The organism is Geminisphaera colitermitum TAV2 (assembly GCF_000171235.2).
GTDB classification, from domain to species: Bacteria; Verrucomicrobiota; Verrucomicrobiia; order Opitutales; family Opitutaceae; genus Geminisphaera; species Geminisphaera colitermitum.
The window spans coordinates 1-15328 of record NZ_ABEA03000036.1 but is presented as its reverse complement, the minus strand read 5'-3'; the positions used below and the strand labels follow the sequence as shown (position 1 = coordinate 15328).

The following is a 15328-nucleotide window of genomic DNA, read 5'->3' as shown; positions in this document are numbered from 1 at the left end:
ACGTCAGGGGTCGCGGGTTTGGCGGCGGCGTGTTGTTCGGTCGTGGGGCGGGGGGCGGCTTTGTCCCAGCGGGTGAGGGCCAGCAGGTTGAGCAGGAGGAAGTCGCAGAGGATGAGGAGCAGGGTCTTGTTCATGGCTTCGCTGTCGCCGCCGCCGCGGTGATGGCGGCCTGGCCTTCGAGGATGAGCTTGTTTTTGTAGGGGCGGACGTGGCGGATCTTGACGAGCGCAACGCAGGTGATGCCGAAGAGGTTGGAGGAGTAGGCGGCAAGGAGGTTGGGCTCTATGACGCCGAGGACTTGGAGGACGAGGGCGGCGGCGGTGCCGGCGATGCCGAGATAGAGGCCGCCGTCGAAGAGGTTTTCTTCGTTTTCCATGAGGCGGAGTTTGACGAGGGGACCGAGGGGGAGGCGGTCAATGCCCTGAATTTTGAGCAGGCAGATCAGATACATGCCGATCTGGAGGGCGGCGAAGAGCCCGATGGAGAGGAGCGAGTTGATGTCCATGGCGAAGGTGGGTGCTTGTTGGGTGAGTGTGGCGGGATTGGTGAGGTCGGCAATGACGGGGACGGCAAAGGTGAGTTTGAAATCGGTGGCGGGCGGGGTGGCTCGTAGCAGGAAGGGTTCCGTGGCGGCGATGACGAGGGCGGCAAGGAGGATGGCGAGGATGGCGCTGACGAGGTGGGGGCGTCCGGAGCGGGCGGTCAGGGCGGCGGCACCGCCGATTTGAGATTTCAAATTTGAGATTTCAGAGGGATCGGAGGAGCGGGCGCGGCCGACGATGGCGCGGTCAAGGGCGCGCAGGAGGCAGAAGGCGGCGAGGAACCAGGCAAGGTATTTGGCGATGAGGGTGAGGTGGGGATGGAGGTGGGCGAGGCGGGTGAGGGGGCCGATGTCGAGCGTGGTCTGGCGGGTGACGGGGACTTGGCGCAGGAGGAGTTGCTGGACGGCGCCTTGGCCGAGTCCGAGGGCGAGGGTGAGGTCGGGGAGGGCGTTGGCGTAGCCGTGTTTTTGGAGGTAGGCAGCGACGGGGTCGGCGGAGCCTTCAAAGAGGGCGGCGGTGTGGAGCAGGGGAATGGTGTCGGGGTAGGCGCGGGCGAGGCCGGCAAATTGGGCGAGGGTCTCGGTGGTGCCGGTGAGGCGGAGGAGGGTCGTCAATTGCATCCAGTCGAGGCGGCGTCCGAGCGAGAGGAGGTTGAGGTAAACGGTTTCGAGGTCGCCCATCTGTCCGGTGGAGATGGCGGTGGCGGCGAGGTTGCGGAGTTGTTGCTGGAGGGGGGGGGCGAGGTGTTCGCCTTGATAGAGGAGGGCGGCGAGGAGGAGGGTGGCGTCGAGGGTTTGTCCGCCGGTTTGAGTGGCGGGGACGAAGTGGGCGGTGGTTTTTATTTCGCGGGTCTGGAGGAGGGTGAGGACGCCGGGGGAGCGGGAGTTGGAGAGGTAGTCGCGGAGGGCGGTGCGGGCGCGGTCGGTGATGAGATGGGTGAGGATGGGCGTGCCGGTGGGTTCGGCAGCGGGTTTGCCGGGGGGGGGGGAGGGAGGGGTGAGTGCGGGTTGTTTGAGAAGGGGGGCGAGGAAGGGGTCGCGTCCGCCCCAGGGGATGAGTTCGGGGTGGCGGCGGGAGTAGGCGAAGAGGTCGAGTTGGAGGGCGTCGGCGAGGGGGTCGTCTTTGCGGATCGAGCGGGCGGTGGCGAGGGCGAGGGCGGCGGGACCGGGGAGGTCGGCGTCGAGTTGGCGCTGGCCGAGGGCGGTGGGGGTGAGGGTGCCGCGGGCGGCTTCGGCCAGGAGTTCGGGGGTGATGGATTTGAGGTGAACGGGGAGGGTCCAGGCGATGAAGGCCAGGGCAATGCCAGCGAGTGCCCAGAGGAGGGCGGCGGCGCTGCGCGCCGAACGTCGAACGTCCAACGTCGAACATCCAACATCCAACGAGGGGGGGGGGGGAATTGGGGGGAGGGAGGGGGAGGTTGTTGTCGGGTGTTCCATTGGACGTTGGATGTTGGGCGTTCGATGTTCGACGTTCGACGTTCAAGGATTCTGGATTGCGGAGGGAAGGGAGGTTCGCACGCTGTGGCGAAATTTTTATTCAATACCAATACGTATTCTGACTCATGGTGCTTTCAATTGTTCACTACAATAATCCTGTGTTGCGAAAAAAAGGCGACAAAGTGTCGGTCTTCGATGCCGGGTTGGCAAGGTTGGGCGTCGATATGGTGGAGACGATGCACGCGGCCAGGGGGATCGGGCTGGCGGCGCAGCAGGTGGGGCGCGCGATTCAGTTTTGCGTGGTGGATGTGCGGGCGGCGGACCGGGACTACGATTGGGAGTTGGATGGAACGAGGCCGCCGGTGGAGTTGTTCATGCCGTTGTTCATGGCGAATCCGGAGATCACTCCAGTGGAGGGATGCGAAAAGGTGATTTATGAGGAGGGGTGCCTGTCGTTCCCTGGTATCAGGGGCGATGTGAAGCGTCCTGAGGAGATTTGCGTGCGGTATCAGGATGCGCAGGGGGTGCCCCATACGTTGTTTTGCAACGGGATTCTGGCGCGGTGCATCCAGCACGAGGCGGATCATCTGGCCGGGACGTTGTTTATTGACCGGATGGCAAAACGCATTCGCGCCGGGGTGGAGCAGGCGGTGCGGGCGTTGGCCGATGAGGAAAAGGCTGAAAGGCTGAGAGTAGCGGGTAGCGAGTAGTGAGTAGCGAGCATCCAAACTTTCCAAACCTCCCAAACCTTCCGAACTACCCGCTACTTTTGCAGGTCGGCGAGGACGGCGTCGATGGGGCGTAGGGTGGCGGGGGGAAACAGGCTGTTGATGCGGGTGATGACTTGTTGGATGAGTCCGTCGGGGCAGGAGGCTCCGCCTGTCACGAGGATGCGGAGGGGGGAGGGGGGGGGGACGGCAGGACAAAGGGGGCGGAGTTCGGTGCGGCCGGGTCCGTCGGATTTATGCGCAGGGAAATGGTAGTGCTCGATGGCGTCGAGCGAGTGGATGTTGCGTTCGCTCTGGATGAAGTGGGCGCGGGGGCCGAGTTTTTGTTCGCAGACGCGGTGCAGTTGCCAGGTGTTGGAGGAGTTTTTGCCGCCGATGACGAGGGCGGCGTCGATGGGAGTTTTCTGCAAGGCGCGTCCGAGTGCGTCTTGGTTGACTTGGGTGGCGTAGCAAAGGGTGTCGGTGCGGCCGGCGCCACCAAGGCGGGCGGGCTGGCCGGGTTGGTCGGGGCCGTAATGCGCGGCGTAGAGGTCGCGGAGGTAGGTGATGATCCCGCGCGTCTCGTTCATGAGGAGGGTGGTCTGGTTGACGACGGCAACGCGGTCGAGATGGCGGTTGACGTCGAAGCCGGGGGTGTGGCGTCCGACGAATTTTTGGTAGAAGGTGGCGCGAAAGGCGGGGTCGGGGCTGGTGATGATGTCGCCGAGGAGGCGGGTTTCGGCGAGGTTGCGCACGATGACGGCGGGGGCGTGGCGCTGGGTGTTGGCAAAGGTGGCTTTGGTTTCTTCGTGCTCGGACTTGCCGTGGATGATGACGGTGTATCCGGCGCGTCCATAGGCGCGGGCGGCTTTCCAGACTTTTTCGACGAGCATGCAGGTGGCGTCGGACTGGCCAAGGGCGATGCCTTTGCGGATGAGGCGGCGTTTGTCGTCATCGGTCGCGCCAAAGGCGGGGATGATGACGATGTCGTCGGGGGTCAGCGTATCCCACAGCAGCAGAGGCGGCCTCGGCATCGCCGAGGCCGCCTCTGCTGCTGAACGTCCAACATCGAACGTCGAACATCCAACATCGAAGTGGGGCGCTGCTGCGCCGTTGGTGGTGTTTATACTTGGGCGTTGGGCGTTGGATGTTGGGCGTTGGATGTTCACGGTGCCTTGCACCGTGTAGGGGATACCTTTGTCGGTCTGGAGGTAGCGGAGGCCGCGGCGTATGAGGTCTTCGTTGACGAAGGGGTTGTGAATGAGTTCGGAGAGCATGAAGACGCGCCGGCCAGGGTTGGCGGCAAGGGCTTCGTAGGCGCGTTCGATGGCGTTTTTGACACCGAGACAAAAGCCGAAGTGGCTGGGTATGAGGTAGCACACGGCACCGAAATCGAGCGGGGTGGGGTCGGCGGCGGCTCCTTCGACGCGACGGGCAAGGGTTTTGAGGGTGGTGCAGAGTTGCGACTGGTAGAGGGCGGAGGAGACGGGGTCTTGCGCGTAGATGGCGGTGTTGCGCTCTTTTTCGGGGCGGAATTTGTAAATGAAATCGTTCTCTCCGAGGTGCAGGTAGGGGATGTCTATGAGGTGGGGTTCGAGGGCGGGGAGGAGGGCGGCGAGTCGCGGGGTGAGCGCGGCGGGGTGGGCGGCGAGGTCGTCGAAGGAGCGAAAGATGAAGGCGGCGGGGGAGATGCCGGGGGGGGGGGAGGGGGCGTAGTCGAGGACGCGGGCAAGGTGGACGGTGAGCGGGTTGCCTTGGACGGTGAGGTGGAGGGTTTGCGGAGCGCGCGGGTGGAGGACGAGCGCGGCGGGGGGGACGGGGGCGAGCCGGTGCGCGGGGGTGTCGGCCGGTTCGGGGTGGACGGCGAGGCGGTTGTTGGCGTCGAAGCAAAGGGTGAGGGCGTCGGCGTCGGGCATGAGGGTGTGTGTGGTGGGGCTCAGGCCTGGCCGCCGAAGCTGGTGTAGTCGTCGAGGTCGAGTCGGTCGAAGGTGGTCCTTATGTCGTCGCGCGCCGGGGCGAGGGTGCGGATGGCGTCGGCAAATCCAGCGTGGCGGTCGGCATCGCCGGGGGAGAGGGTTTCGAGCCAGGCAGACCAGGCTAGGATCTCGTGCGGAGCGCGGTCGGGACGGGTGTGGGCGTTGACCCAGGCGAGCATGGCGGAGTCGGTGCGGCCGGCGTCGGTTTTGATGGCGGCAAGAAACGCGTCGGGAGCGATGCCGGTGAAGGCAAAGAAGCGTTTGTCGAGGGGACAGGGGTAGATGTAGTCGCCTTGTTTGCCGGCGGCGACGGCGCGGGCTTTGTCGAGGAGCCGGGGGAGGTGAACGTATCCGCCGAGGCGGACCCGGGGGCTGCGGGGCGGATGGCGGGTGAGATCGGGTGTGGCGTAGTTGAAATTTGGATACATGTTGGCGCGGCGGGAGTTATTCGTCGGAGTCGTCGTCGGAACCCAAATCGCCGCCGTCATCGGCTTTGCTGGCGTAGCGGGAATCGAAAAAGTCTTCGTCTTCGAGGATCTTCATGACGCCGTCGATGACGCGTCTGCGATCGGAGGGGGAGAGGTGCGAGTGGTCGGCGTTGAGGAGTTCGGCGATGCCAGCACGGGCTTGGTCGCGGTTGGATGCGTCAGCCAGGAAGTCATCCGCCTGGCTGGCGATGTCGTCGATGATTTCGTTGAGGTGCATGGTGCCCCGAACCATCGGACAAAGTAAGCCGCGCCGCAAGCCCTCTGAGGAGGGAGGGGGGGGGGGGGGTGGGCGTGCGGTCGTCAGGATTTACCGGCGGACGGGAATGCCGCGGCCAGCGAGGTAGTCTTTGACCTGCGGCACGGTGAAGGTGCCGAAGTGGAAGAGGCTGGCGGCAAGGACGGCGCTGGCGTGGCCTTCGTCGAGGACGTCGCTGAAGTGTTTCATTTCTCCGGCTCCGCCGCTGGCAATGACGGGGACGGTGACGGCGTCGCTGACGGCGCGGGTGAGGGGCACGTCGTAACCGGTTTTCATGCCGTCGCAGTCCATGCTGGTGAGGAGGATTTCGCCGGCACCGAGGGCAACGGCTTGGCGTGCCCAGGCGACGGCGTCGAGGTCGGTGCGATTGCGTCCGCCGTGGGTGTACACTTGCCAGGTTTTGCCGTCGGGTTCGCGGCGGGCGTCGATGGCAACGACGATGCATTGGGCACCGAAGCGGTTGGAGGCGTCGGCGATGAGTTGGGGGTTGTTGATGGCGGCGGTGTTGAGGGAGACTTTGTCGGCGCCGCTTTTGAGCATGCGTTCGATGTCCTCGACGGTGCGCAGGCCGCCGCCAACGGTGAGGGGCATGAAGCATTGTTCGGCGGTGCGGGCGACGACGTCGTGCATGATGCCGCGTCCGTCGCTGGAGGCGGTGATGTCAAGGAAGACGAGTTCGTCGGCACCTTGGGCGTCGTAGGCTTTGGCGGATTCGACGGGGTCGCCGGCGTCACGAAGTTCAACGAACTTCACGCCTTTGACGACACGGCCGTCCTTAACGTCGAGACAGGGAATGATGCGGCGGGCGAGCATGAGGGATGAACCGTGTCTGGCGTCTTTTATGCCGTCAAGCCGGGGAGCCGCAGTCGCAAGCTGGACAGCCTGCCGATCCCGCGCACAGTCTGCGAATATGAGCACTGCCACACAGACAAAGAAGCGTCCGCGCACATCCGCTATCCCCCGCCGCCCTTCGCGCGTGAAAAAGACGGGTAAAATGACGTTTGCGGAATGGGCCAATGGTGCCGCTGGCATCGTCAATACCGGCAAAGGCATTCTCTCCACCCGTGAAGGTTTCGACAATTAATTATGCGGTAGATGCTGGCCCGCTTGTCGCTCTGTTGGATACAAGCGACATCCATCACAAATGGGCTAAAAACGTGTTTGCCGCCTTGGGAGAAACACTCGGCACGACTGAGACAGCCATTTCGGAAGCCGCGCACCTGCTGAAAAAGGTTCTTCGACGTTTTCAGTGGAAACTCGATAAGTTGATATAGCGGGAGGGTGGCGCGGTAGCGCCCGTAGCGCAGGCATCTTGCCTGCCATCTAAATTGATTGCGCGAAGCGCGGTGACATCGGTTTGTCACGTAGTTCGGTGCTTTATTGCCAATCCGAACCGTGTGACTCACGAATACGGAGAGGTAACGGTTCGGGCTAAAGCTCCGAACTACGTCAAGGCAAGCGGCGCTTCGCGCAGTAGATTGGATTGCAGGCAAGATGCCTGCGCTACGGGCGCTGCCGCGCCAACTCTCGTCTATCCACCGAAAATGTCGAAGAACCCTGAAAAAATACCGCCCCGCCCTTTTCAAGCTGGTCGAACTTGTGGAATGTGGAGCCGTCGAGGTATTCCCGACGTTGGTGAATCATAACACCCGCATAGGAGAGATGTTGAAAAAATATCCACAAATGGACCTTGGCGACGCCACCCTTGTAGCACTTTCAGAGCAATTTCCCCGCGCCAAGCTCATCACAATCGACCGGACTGACTTCACCATTTATCGGCGCAAAGACGGCAAACTCGTGCCGTCAATCATGCCGCCAGTAATCTGACCGTCCCTCCCCCCCCCCCCGACCCGCCTGCCACGGCAGGCTTTTGTGTCGATCCTCGCGGTTGAGCCCCGTTCGTCCGCCTACACAAAAGGCGCAACGGAATGTGCGTTGCGCCTGCGTATAAAGGAGAGGAGGGCGGACTTTCCCGATCAGCCGTCGATCTGCGTCACGTCGGGTTCGAAGTTGACGGCGAAGCGATAGACGTTGCCGGGACGCATGATGAGCGGGTGGTCGCGCAGGAGTGTCTGGATGTAGTGAATCTTGCCGTAATTGGTCCGGTAGTGCGGGTCGAGATTCACAACTTCGGTCTCCAGCCAGTGGCCTTGGAAGTCGTCTTTTTGGACGGTGCAACGGTGGCCTTCGGCTCCAAGGGTGAGCGATCCGGCCACGCGATACTTGGAGTGCGGGGCGGCGATGAAGATCTGGTAGCGGAATTTATCCAACTGGATCTGCTGCTTCACGGTGTAGGTGAATTCGGCGCTGATGGAGGAACCGCTGAAATTCCATTGCACTTTGACGGCTCCGAGTCCCTTGAGGATTTCTTCCTTGGTGTTAATCAACTCGGGCTGTTCGTAGCGGAAATAGAAGCTGTTGCGCAGGCCGAGTCCGGTGACGCAGTTTTTGCCGTAGAAGGCGGGGATGGTCACGTTGTCGCCGAAGGTGAGTTCGGGGAGGAGGACGGGGGCGTAAATGTTGTTGGGCCAGTCAAACACGCCCGGGCAGTGCGGGAAGGGCAGGGAGTCGGACGTGAGGTGGGCGCCGGCGCTGATGAGCGGAATCTGCGTGTGCAGGCCGCTGGCGGCGTCGCGGTAGAGGAAGAGGCCTTGTTCCTTGCGGCTGGATTTGTCGAAGATGATGAAGCGGCCAAGCGTCCGGGGTGGCTCGGTTTTGGTGGTGGGAATGGCGCCGATGTTGGTGGTCTTGGCGAGGCGGGCCCACTGGCAGAGGTAGCGCGCGGCGTCAAAGTTGGCCATGCGCGTGGTGTGGTTTTCGTAGGCAGTGCGTTCGCCGTCGCGCAGGTCGAGGAAACCGTGCTCCTGGTCGAGATAGGTTTGGTAAAAGAAGACGAAAAGGCGGCGCAGGATGTCGTAATACTTGGGTTTGTCCTGATCGGTAATCCAGCCGTCGCGCAGGCCCTGAAGAATGAGGCTGATGCAGTGGGTCTGGCCGTAAGCGCCAGCGGCGCGTCCGAAGGCCCAGCCGAGCCCGTCGGCACGGACGAGGTCGGGGATCATCTTGAGGTATTTTTCGCCGTAGGTGCGGAGAGTGGGGAGCTTGCGGTCGCGCACGCCGCTGTTGGCGTGGAGTTGGAGGGCGGAGCGGATGAAGACGAAGGCCAGCATGCCGTAGAGGTTGAAATTACCTCCGAAGCCGGTGGTGGAGTCGTCGAAAAATCCGTTGGAACTGGTCTGGTTGATGCGGTCAACCATGCGTTCGATGAGACGCGAGGTTTCGTCCTTCTTGGAAAGGCCGAAGGAGTAACGGGCCACGGCCTTGGCAATGTTGAAGGCCTGCCAGTGGTTGTCGTAGTCGGTGCGGTTGAGAAGCTGTTTGTCGATGCGCTGCTGGGTTTCTTCGACGAGGCGTTCCCAGACGGGGTTGCGCTCTTTGGAGGGGCCGAAGCAGAGGAGACCGAGCGAGGCGTAAGCGAGGCCGTTTTCGGCGGCGGGCTCGGTGAACATCTGCGCGGTGACGCAGCGGGCGGTGAGGTCGATCAGGTCGTAGCCTTTGAGCGTGGTCTCGCCGGTGGCGCGGTAATAGTCGCCGAGGGCGTAGGCAACGTGGCCGGGTTCATCGGGGCGGGGTAGTTCGCCGTGGGCGGGAAGGATGCTGCCATCGGGCTGAATCGCATCAAGATTGTGGCCGAGCATGGAGCGGGCCATGTCGAGACATTGCTCGGAAAAGCTATGCATAGAGGAGGTTTGAAGGAGCGTGCTGGTCTGTCTGTCAGTGAGGGCCCTGCGGATTCTTGCCACGGAGCGTAAATGAAAGGTTGGACTTTCCTAACTTTCTCCCGGCGGGTGCAAGGGCTAATTCCCGTTTTTTTAAGGGATTTGCTTCGCCGAGGGACGCGAGGGAAAGCCGTTAACGGGCGATGAGTTTGAGGAATTCTTCGTTGGTTTTGGTTTTCGAGAGGCGGGCGATCATCGTTTCGGTGGCTTCCTCGATGCGCTGCGAAACGAGGGCGCGGCGGAAGAAGTGGATGCCGTCGAGCTTGTCGGCGGAGATGAGGAGTTCTTCTTTTCGGGTGCCGGAGGAGGCGACGTTCATGGCGGGCCAGAGGCGCATTTCGGCGCACTTGCGGTCGAGAACGAGCTCCATGTTGCCGGTGCCTTTGAATTCCTGGAAAATCACGTCGTCCATGCGGCTGCCGGTTTCAATGAGGATGGAGGCGACGATGGTGAGCGAACCGCCGTCCTCGGTGTTGCGGGCGGAGGCGAAGAGCTGGCGGGGTTTTTCGAGGGCGCGCACGTCGAGGCCGCCGCTGCCGGTGCGGCCGGAGTTGCGCTGGGTGTTGTGGGCGCGGGCGAGGCGGGTGAGCGAGTCGAGGAAGAGGACAACGTCCTTGCCGGCTTCGACAAGGCGGCGGGCGCGTTCGATGCAGAGGTCGGCGATGCGGATGTGGCTCTCAACGTTTTCGTCGTTGGACGAGGCCCAGACTTCGGCGGGCACGCTGCGTTTGAAATCGGTGACTTCCTCGGGGCGTTCGTCCACGAGGAGGATCATGACGTGGCATTCGGGGTGGTTTTCCAGGACGCCGAGCGCCATGTCGCGCAGGAGGGTGGTCTTGCCGGTGCGGGGGGGGGCGACGATGAGGCCGCGGGTGCCTTTGCCGACGGGACAGAAGAGGTCAACGGCGCGCGTGGTGAGGCGTCCGTCCTTGGTCTCCATCTTGAGCTGCTGGTCGGGTGAGATGGTGGTGAGTTGGGTGAATTCGATCTTGGCGCGGCGCTCCTCGATGGTGAGGCCGTCCACGGATTCGATGAATTTCATCTTGGGGTTGGGGAAGCGGCCTTCGGGGGGCTGGGCGGTGCCGGTGACGAAGGAGCCCTGCCTGATCTTGAAGCGGCGTATCAGTTCTTTGGGCACAAAGGCGTCGGTGGGGCGGCGTTTGCCGTAGCGGGCGAGGTCGAGGAGCTGGCCGTTGCCACCCTTGCCGGTGTCGATGTCGATGACGCCGCTGACGGGGACGGTGGGTTCGGGCTTCTTTTCGGCGGGGGCAGGGACGGTGGCGGGGGGGGGGGGGGGGGCGTCGGTGCTGGCCGGGGTGGCGTCGGTGGACGGAGCGGCGGGAGTGATGGCCGGGACGGATGTGTCTTCAGTTGTCTGTGACATAGGTGGTGGGTTCGTGAAAAAGGATTGCTGATAACGGGCTGGGAAAAGCGTGGGTTTCTTGACGCTGAAAATATCCCGGATGGGTTACGGCCTTTGTTCTTTCAAACGTTCACCTCAAACGGGTGATCAGACCTTAACCCCTCACGACTACCACTTACGTGACCGACCAAACGATTACTTCAGTTTCCCGTGAAAAACGGGTTTTCAAGCCGCTGGCCGACTTTCAACGCCAAGCAAATCTTGGCTCAATGGCGACCTATAAGAAGCTCTACGCGGAGTCTGTCAACTCCCCAGAAAGCTTTTGGAAACGTCAGGCGGGCGAGCATCTGGTGTGGCGCAAGCCCTTCAAAAACGTCCTGCAATGGAAGCCGCCGCACGCAAAATGGTTCGTCGGCGGACGGCTCAATGTCTGCGAAAACTGCATCGACAGGCACCTGGGCACCGCACGCGAAAACAAGGCCGCGCTGATCTTCGAGGGCGAGCCGGGCGATGTGCGCACGATCACTTACCGGCAACTTTATTTTCACGTCTGCCGGCTGGCGCATATTTTTGAAAATATGGGACTCGTCGCGGGCGATCGCGTGGCGATCTACATGCCGATGGTGCCCGAAGCCGTGATCGCCATGTTGGCATGTGCACGTATTGGCGCCGTCCATACCGTGGTGTTTGGCGGGTTCAGCCCTGAGGCCTTGAAGGACCGCATCAACGACTGTCGGGCCAAGCTCGTCATCACGGCTGATGGCGGCTGGCGTCGCGGCAAGGTCGTGGAACTCAAGGCCGCCGTGGACAAGGCCGTGGAGGGCGCGCCGAGCGTGCAGACCGTGCTCGTTCTCAAGCGCTGCGGCAACGAGGTGACGATGCACGAGGGCCGCGATGTGTGGTGGCGCGAGGCCTGGGAGGGCGCACCCAATGCGCACTCACCGAAGGCCTTCGACGCGGAGCATCCGCTTTTCATTCTCTACACGTCGGGCTCGACGGGGAAACCGAAGGGCGTGCTGCACACGAGCGCGGGTTATTTGCTGGGGGCGAAGTTGAGCAGCCACTACGTTTTTGATCTCAAGGACAGTGACCGCTATTTCTGCACCGCCGACATCGGATGGGTCACGGGCCACAGTTATGTTGTTTACGGACTGCTTTCCAATGGCTCCACGATTTTTCTGTATGAGGGTGCGCCCAACCATCCGGAGCCGGACCGTTTCTGGCGGATGATCGACCGTCACGGTATCACGATTCTCTATACAGCGCCGACGGCGATTCGCGCCTTCATGCGCTGGGGCGACAACTACGTGTTGCGCAACCGGCTCGATTCGCTGCGTCTGCTCGGCTCCGTCGGCGAGCCGATCAATCCGGAGGCGTGGATGTGGTATCACAAGATGATCGGCAAGGGGCGTTGTCCCATTGTGGATACATGGTGGCAGACGGAAACGGGCTCGATCATGATTACGCCGCTGCCGGGCATCACGCCGACGAAACCGGGTTCGGCCACGCTGCCGTTTTTCGGCGTGGTGCCGCGTGTAGTGGATTCTTCAGGACACGAGGTGCCGCGCGACGCGGGCGGCAAGTTGGTGATCACGAAGCCGTGGCCGTCGATGTTGCGCACCTTGTGGGGCGACGATGAGCGTTTTCGGCAGGCGTATTTCAGCGACTACGCGGCGCAGGGTTGGTATTTCACCGGCGATGGCGCGCGGCAGGACAAGGACGGTTATTTCTGGATCGTGGGGCGCATCGACGACGTGCTCAACATTTCGGGCCACCGCATCGGCACCGCCGAGGTGGAGAGCGCGCTGGTGTCACACTCCGCCGTGGCGGAGGCCGCCGCCGTGGGGCGTCCCGATGAACTCAAGGGCCAGTCGTTGATCGTGTTTGTAACGCTCAAGGCGGGACACGAGCCGTCGGATGCGCTCAAGGAGACGTTGCGCAATCATGTAACCCATGAGATCGGCGCGCTGGCCCGGCCCGACCATGTGCGTTTTGCCGTCGGACTGCCGAAGACGCGCTCCGGAAAAATCATGCGACGCATTCTTAAAGAAATTGCCACCGGCGGTATCGTGAAAGGCGATACGACGACGCTGGAGGACTTCAGCGTTGTGGCCGCGTTGCAGTCGGAGGAGTAGCGCGAGGAAAAAACGCCGGGGCAGCGTGGAGGGTGGACAAGAATGTCCGTCCTCCATTTCAGCACCGATGCCCCAACTCGGCCTGGATGGCGCGGGCGGCGGCAGCGGGATCGGCGGCTTTGAGTATCGGGCGGCCCACTACGATGTAACTGGAGCCCACGCGGGCGGCCTCGGCGGGGGTCATGATGCGTTTCTGGTCGTCGCCGCCGGCTTCACCGGCGGGGCGGATGCCGGGGGTCACGAGCTTGACGTCGGCGGGGAGTTGACTGCGCAGAAGTGTGACTTCGAGGGGCGAACAGACCAGGCCGCGCAGTCCGGCGGCGGAGGCGAGGTTGCCGAGGCGGGAGACTTGCGCGGCGGGATCGGCGGCGACGCCGAGTTCGGCGAGGCCGGTGGCGTCCATGGAGGTGAGGACGGTGACGCCGAGCAGGAGCAGGTTGGGCTTGGTGGCTTGTTGCGCGGTGCGCGCAGCTTGCATCATCTCGCGTCCGCCGGAGGTGTGGAGGGTGAGCATTCCGATGGGAAGCGGGGCAAGGGATTCAACAGCCTTGGCGACGGTGTTGGGGATGTCGTGCAGTTTGAGGTCGAGGAAAATATCAAATCCTTGGTCGGCCACGGAGCGCACATAGTCGGGACCGTAGGCGGTGAACATCTGGAGTCCGATTTTGACCCAGCGGAGCGAGCCGCGGAGTTGGCGGAGAAGGGGCGCGGCGTCTTCGCGCGTGGGAACATCGAGGGCCAGAATGAGTTCGCAGGACATGGAGGAAAATTAAGACTTAAGGGAGGTTCTAAAAATCAGAAATTACACAGAGATCACAGAGAAGGCACAGAGTTTAGGGAGGACAAAACAACTTTGCTCCTTTTTCCGTAAAAAACATTATTTTATTTATAATAAATGAATTACAGAGACATTCATTCGCGAAGAAAATGTCCTTCCACCGGACAGGCCTCCCCAAACTCTGTGCCTCCTCTGTGTCCTCTGTGTAATTTTTAGAAGTTCCCTTAAAAATTAAAGGGAGGTTCTAAAAATTGCACAGAAGGTAACGAAGAAAACGAAGACAAGCAATTGAGATGGAACTTTTATTTTTAATAACCTATTGAAAATAAGTAAATTAAAACAGATTATGCTCCTTGTCTTTATCTTCGTTTTCTTGGTTACCTTCTGTGCAAAAAATAATTTCCAGATCCTCCCTTAATTTTTCGTGCACTGGGGCTGGGCTCCGGCGGGGAGGGGGGGGATGTCACCCGTGCCGGCGGGGGGGAGGGTGCCGGCGAGTTCCTGCCGCCAGTGAGCGACGTCTCCGCCGGGACAATACACGTAGATCATGTGCATGGGCTCGTCGCCGGTGTTGGTGAGTTGGTGAAACTTGCCGGGGGGCATGTAAACGGCCTGACCGGCCTTGATTTCGCTGCGCTCGGTATCGACGCAGATTTCTCCCTGGCCCTGCACGATGAAGTAAACTTCCTCCTGTTCCTGGTTGTGCCAGGGAACCTGGCCTCCGTGGGGTTCGAGGATGGAGTAGCCCATCGAGAATCCTTTGGCGGGGATGGGCTGGCCGAGTTGTCCGACGAGGCCGCGGCCCCAGCGGCGGGCGGGGAAGGTGCCGCCGGCGATTTTAGCGAGGTCTGCAATAATCATAGCAGGGTGATGGCTGGCGGGCGCAGGGCGCGCGGGCGAATCTTTTTGCCCGCAGGGTCTGCGAAGGGAGCGGTTTTGTGCTAGCGCGGCTCCAGTTGATATCATTTTCCAATCAGAAATCTCACACGAAGACACGAAGGGTTTCCCGCCACGGCGCAACGGGCGCAACGCTGAGAGGCAGAGCGCAAATCTCACGCAGAGCCGCAGAGTCGCGGAGAAAACAGATGGTTCTGAAAATTGAACAGAAGGTAACGAAGACAAGCAATTGAGATGGAACTTTTGTTTTTAACAACCTATTGAAAATAAATAAATTAAAACAAATTATGCTCCCTGTCTTTATCTTCGTTTTCTTGGTTATCTTCTGTGCAAAAATGAATTTTCAGGACCTCCCAGATGTATTCCCTCTGCGCCTCTGTGTCTCTGCGTGAGATTTCGCTCTGCCTCTCAGCGTTGCGCCCGTTGCGCCGTGGCGGGAACCCCTGCCTTTTTCTCCGCGCCCCCCGCGTCTCCGCGTGAAATTTTTTGGAAAAGGGAAGGGTTTTGACCCTCTGCAAGCCCCTTTTTTGAAGGTTTTAGACGAAAGTTTTTAATATCTAATGGCCTCAATTTCTCGACTTACGTAATTTTTAGACCCGCCTGATTCTGTATTCATGGATTACGTACATCCCATTAGAAAATACCAGCAAACCATTCACGAAAAACCTCGCATTTACCTATGAGAAAGGCAGGATGTCCGGGCACGCGAAAAACACATGACATCCATCACAACAAGACCCTCATCCCTTCCCATTTTGGAGTCATCTGTAAATTACGTAACTCAAAAAAACGGTAGGGCTGGGTCGGGTCTTTGCCCGACTTAATCGGGTCTCCTTTTTTTGCTACCGTCTGCCTCGTTTTAATAAAAACAACCATTCCCGCTTCCGCTCACATGCATCTCTCCTCCCTCATGACACCCTTCGCCACCACGGCCAATAGGATGCAGGGAGCTTGCATTAATAATCTTATTG

14 protein-coding genes are annotated in these 15328 nt (G+C 61.1%); 5 read left to right on the top strand and 9 right to left on the bottom strand.

The features are described 5' to 3' along the window. Positions 1-130 precede the first annotated feature (130 nt). Positions 131-1978, bottom strand: coding sequence for a hypothetical protein (locus OBACDRAFT_RS03910; protein ID WP_081721793.1), 1848 nt, complete (start codon positions 1976-1978; stop codon positions 131-133). Positions 1979-2103: 125 nt separating this feature from the next. Here OBACDRAFT_RS03910 and def point away from each other — a divergent pair, with 125 nt between their 5' ends. Then, entirely contained in the window at positions 2104-2688 is a 585-nt protein-coding gene (gene def, locus OBACDRAFT_RS03905; RefSeq protein ID WP_043582985.1) for a peptide deformylase, read from the top strand. Positions 2689-2741: 53 nt separating this feature from the next. Here the strand turns inward: def and OBACDRAFT_RS03900 are convergent, their stop codons facing one another. The 4 genes from OBACDRAFT_RS03900 to hisF form a co-directional block, all read right to left on the bottom strand. After that, positions 2742-4601 carry a 4-hydroxy-3-methylbut-2-enyl diphosphate reductase gene (locus OBACDRAFT_RS03900; protein ID WP_052361054.1) on the bottom strand — a complete coding sequence of 620 codons (1860 nt, stop codon included), beginning with the start codon at positions 4599-4601 and terminating at the stop codon, positions 2742-2744. 20 nt (positions 4602-4621) lie between these two features. Further along, positions 4622-5089: a DUF5069 domain-containing protein gene (locus OBACDRAFT_RS03895; RefSeq protein WP_043582983.1), complete on the bottom strand. Its 468-nt coding sequence runs from the start codon at positions 5087-5089 to the stop codon at positions 4622-4624. A 16-nt stretch (positions 5090-5105) separates the two neighbouring features. After that, positions 5106-5366 carry a hypothetical protein gene (locus tag OBACDRAFT_RS03890; RefSeq protein ID WP_125114061.1) on the bottom strand — a complete coding sequence of 87 codons (261 nt, stop codon included), beginning with the start codon at positions 5364-5366 and terminating at the stop codon, positions 5106-5108. A gap of 90 nt (positions 5367-5456) precedes the next feature. Continuing rightward, complete coding sequence (gene hisF / locus OBACDRAFT_RS03885) at positions 5457-6218, bottom strand: imidazole glycerol phosphate synthase subunit HisF (RefSeq protein WP_043582981.1); 762 nt, start codon at positions 6216-6218, stop codon at positions 5457-5459. Positions 6219-6315: 97 nt separating this feature from the next. On the opposite strand from hisF, the gene OBACDRAFT_RS27885 reads away from it, so the two are divergent. The 3 genes from OBACDRAFT_RS27885 to OBACDRAFT_RS27875 all read left to right on the top strand — a co-directional run bounded on the left by OBACDRAFT_RS27885 (position 6316) and on the right by OBACDRAFT_RS27875 (position 7232). Then, positions 6316-6489, top strand: coding sequence for a hypothetical protein (locus tag OBACDRAFT_RS27885; protein WP_157836910.1), 174 nt, complete (start codon positions 6316-6318; stop codon positions 6487-6489). Then, positions 6470-6679, top strand: a complete 210-nt coding sequence (locus OBACDRAFT_RS27880) for a PIN domain-containing protein (protein WP_157836909.1) — start codon at positions 6470-6472, stop codon at positions 6677-6679. The genes OBACDRAFT_RS27885 and OBACDRAFT_RS27880 overlap by 20 nt, the downstream gene beginning before the upstream one ends. 409 nt (positions 6680-7088) lie before the next feature. Continuing rightward, entirely contained in the window at positions 7089-7232 is a 144-nt protein-coding gene (locus OBACDRAFT_RS27875; RefSeq protein ID WP_157836908.1) for a PIN domain-containing protein, read from the top strand. Between the two features lie 149 nt (positions 7233-7381). On the opposite strand, the gene OBACDRAFT_RS03875 is transcribed toward OBACDRAFT_RS27875, so the two are convergent. After that, positions 7382-9115, bottom strand: a complete 1734-nt coding sequence (locus tag OBACDRAFT_RS03875; RefSeq protein ID WP_043582979.1) for a hypothetical protein — start codon at positions 9113-9115, stop codon at positions 7382-7384. A gap of 202 nt (positions 9116-9317) precedes the next feature. Then, positions 9318-10568: a transcription termination factor Rho gene (gene rho / locus OBACDRAFT_RS03870; RefSeq protein ID WP_043582978.1), complete on the bottom strand. Its 1251-nt coding sequence runs from the start codon at positions 10566-10568 to the stop codon at positions 9318-9320. 158 nt (positions 10569-10726) lie between these two features. Here rho and acs point away from each other — a divergent pair, with 158 nt between their 5' ends. Further along, positions 10727-12682 carry an acetate--CoA ligase gene (gene acs / locus OBACDRAFT_RS03865; protein ID WP_043582977.1) on the top strand — a complete coding sequence of 652 codons (1956 nt, stop codon included), beginning with the start codon at positions 10727-10729 and terminating at the stop codon, positions 12680-12682. A 58-nt stretch (positions 12683-12740) separates the two neighbouring features. On the opposite strand, the gene pyrF is transcribed toward acs, so the two are convergent. Continuing rightward, positions 12741-13442 (bottom strand): orotidine-5'-phosphate decarboxylase, encoded by a 702-nt coding sequence (gene pyrF / locus OBACDRAFT_RS03860; protein ID WP_043582976.1) that lies wholly within the window; start codon positions 13440-13442, stop codon positions 12741-12743. 432 nt (positions 13443-13874) lie between these two features. Continuing rightward, positions 13875-14321: a cupin domain-containing protein gene (locus OBACDRAFT_RS03855; RefSeq protein ID WP_043582971.1), complete on the bottom strand. Its 447-nt coding sequence runs from the start codon at positions 14319-14321 to the stop codon at positions 13875-13877. Positions 14322-15328: the final 1007 nt, after the last annotated feature.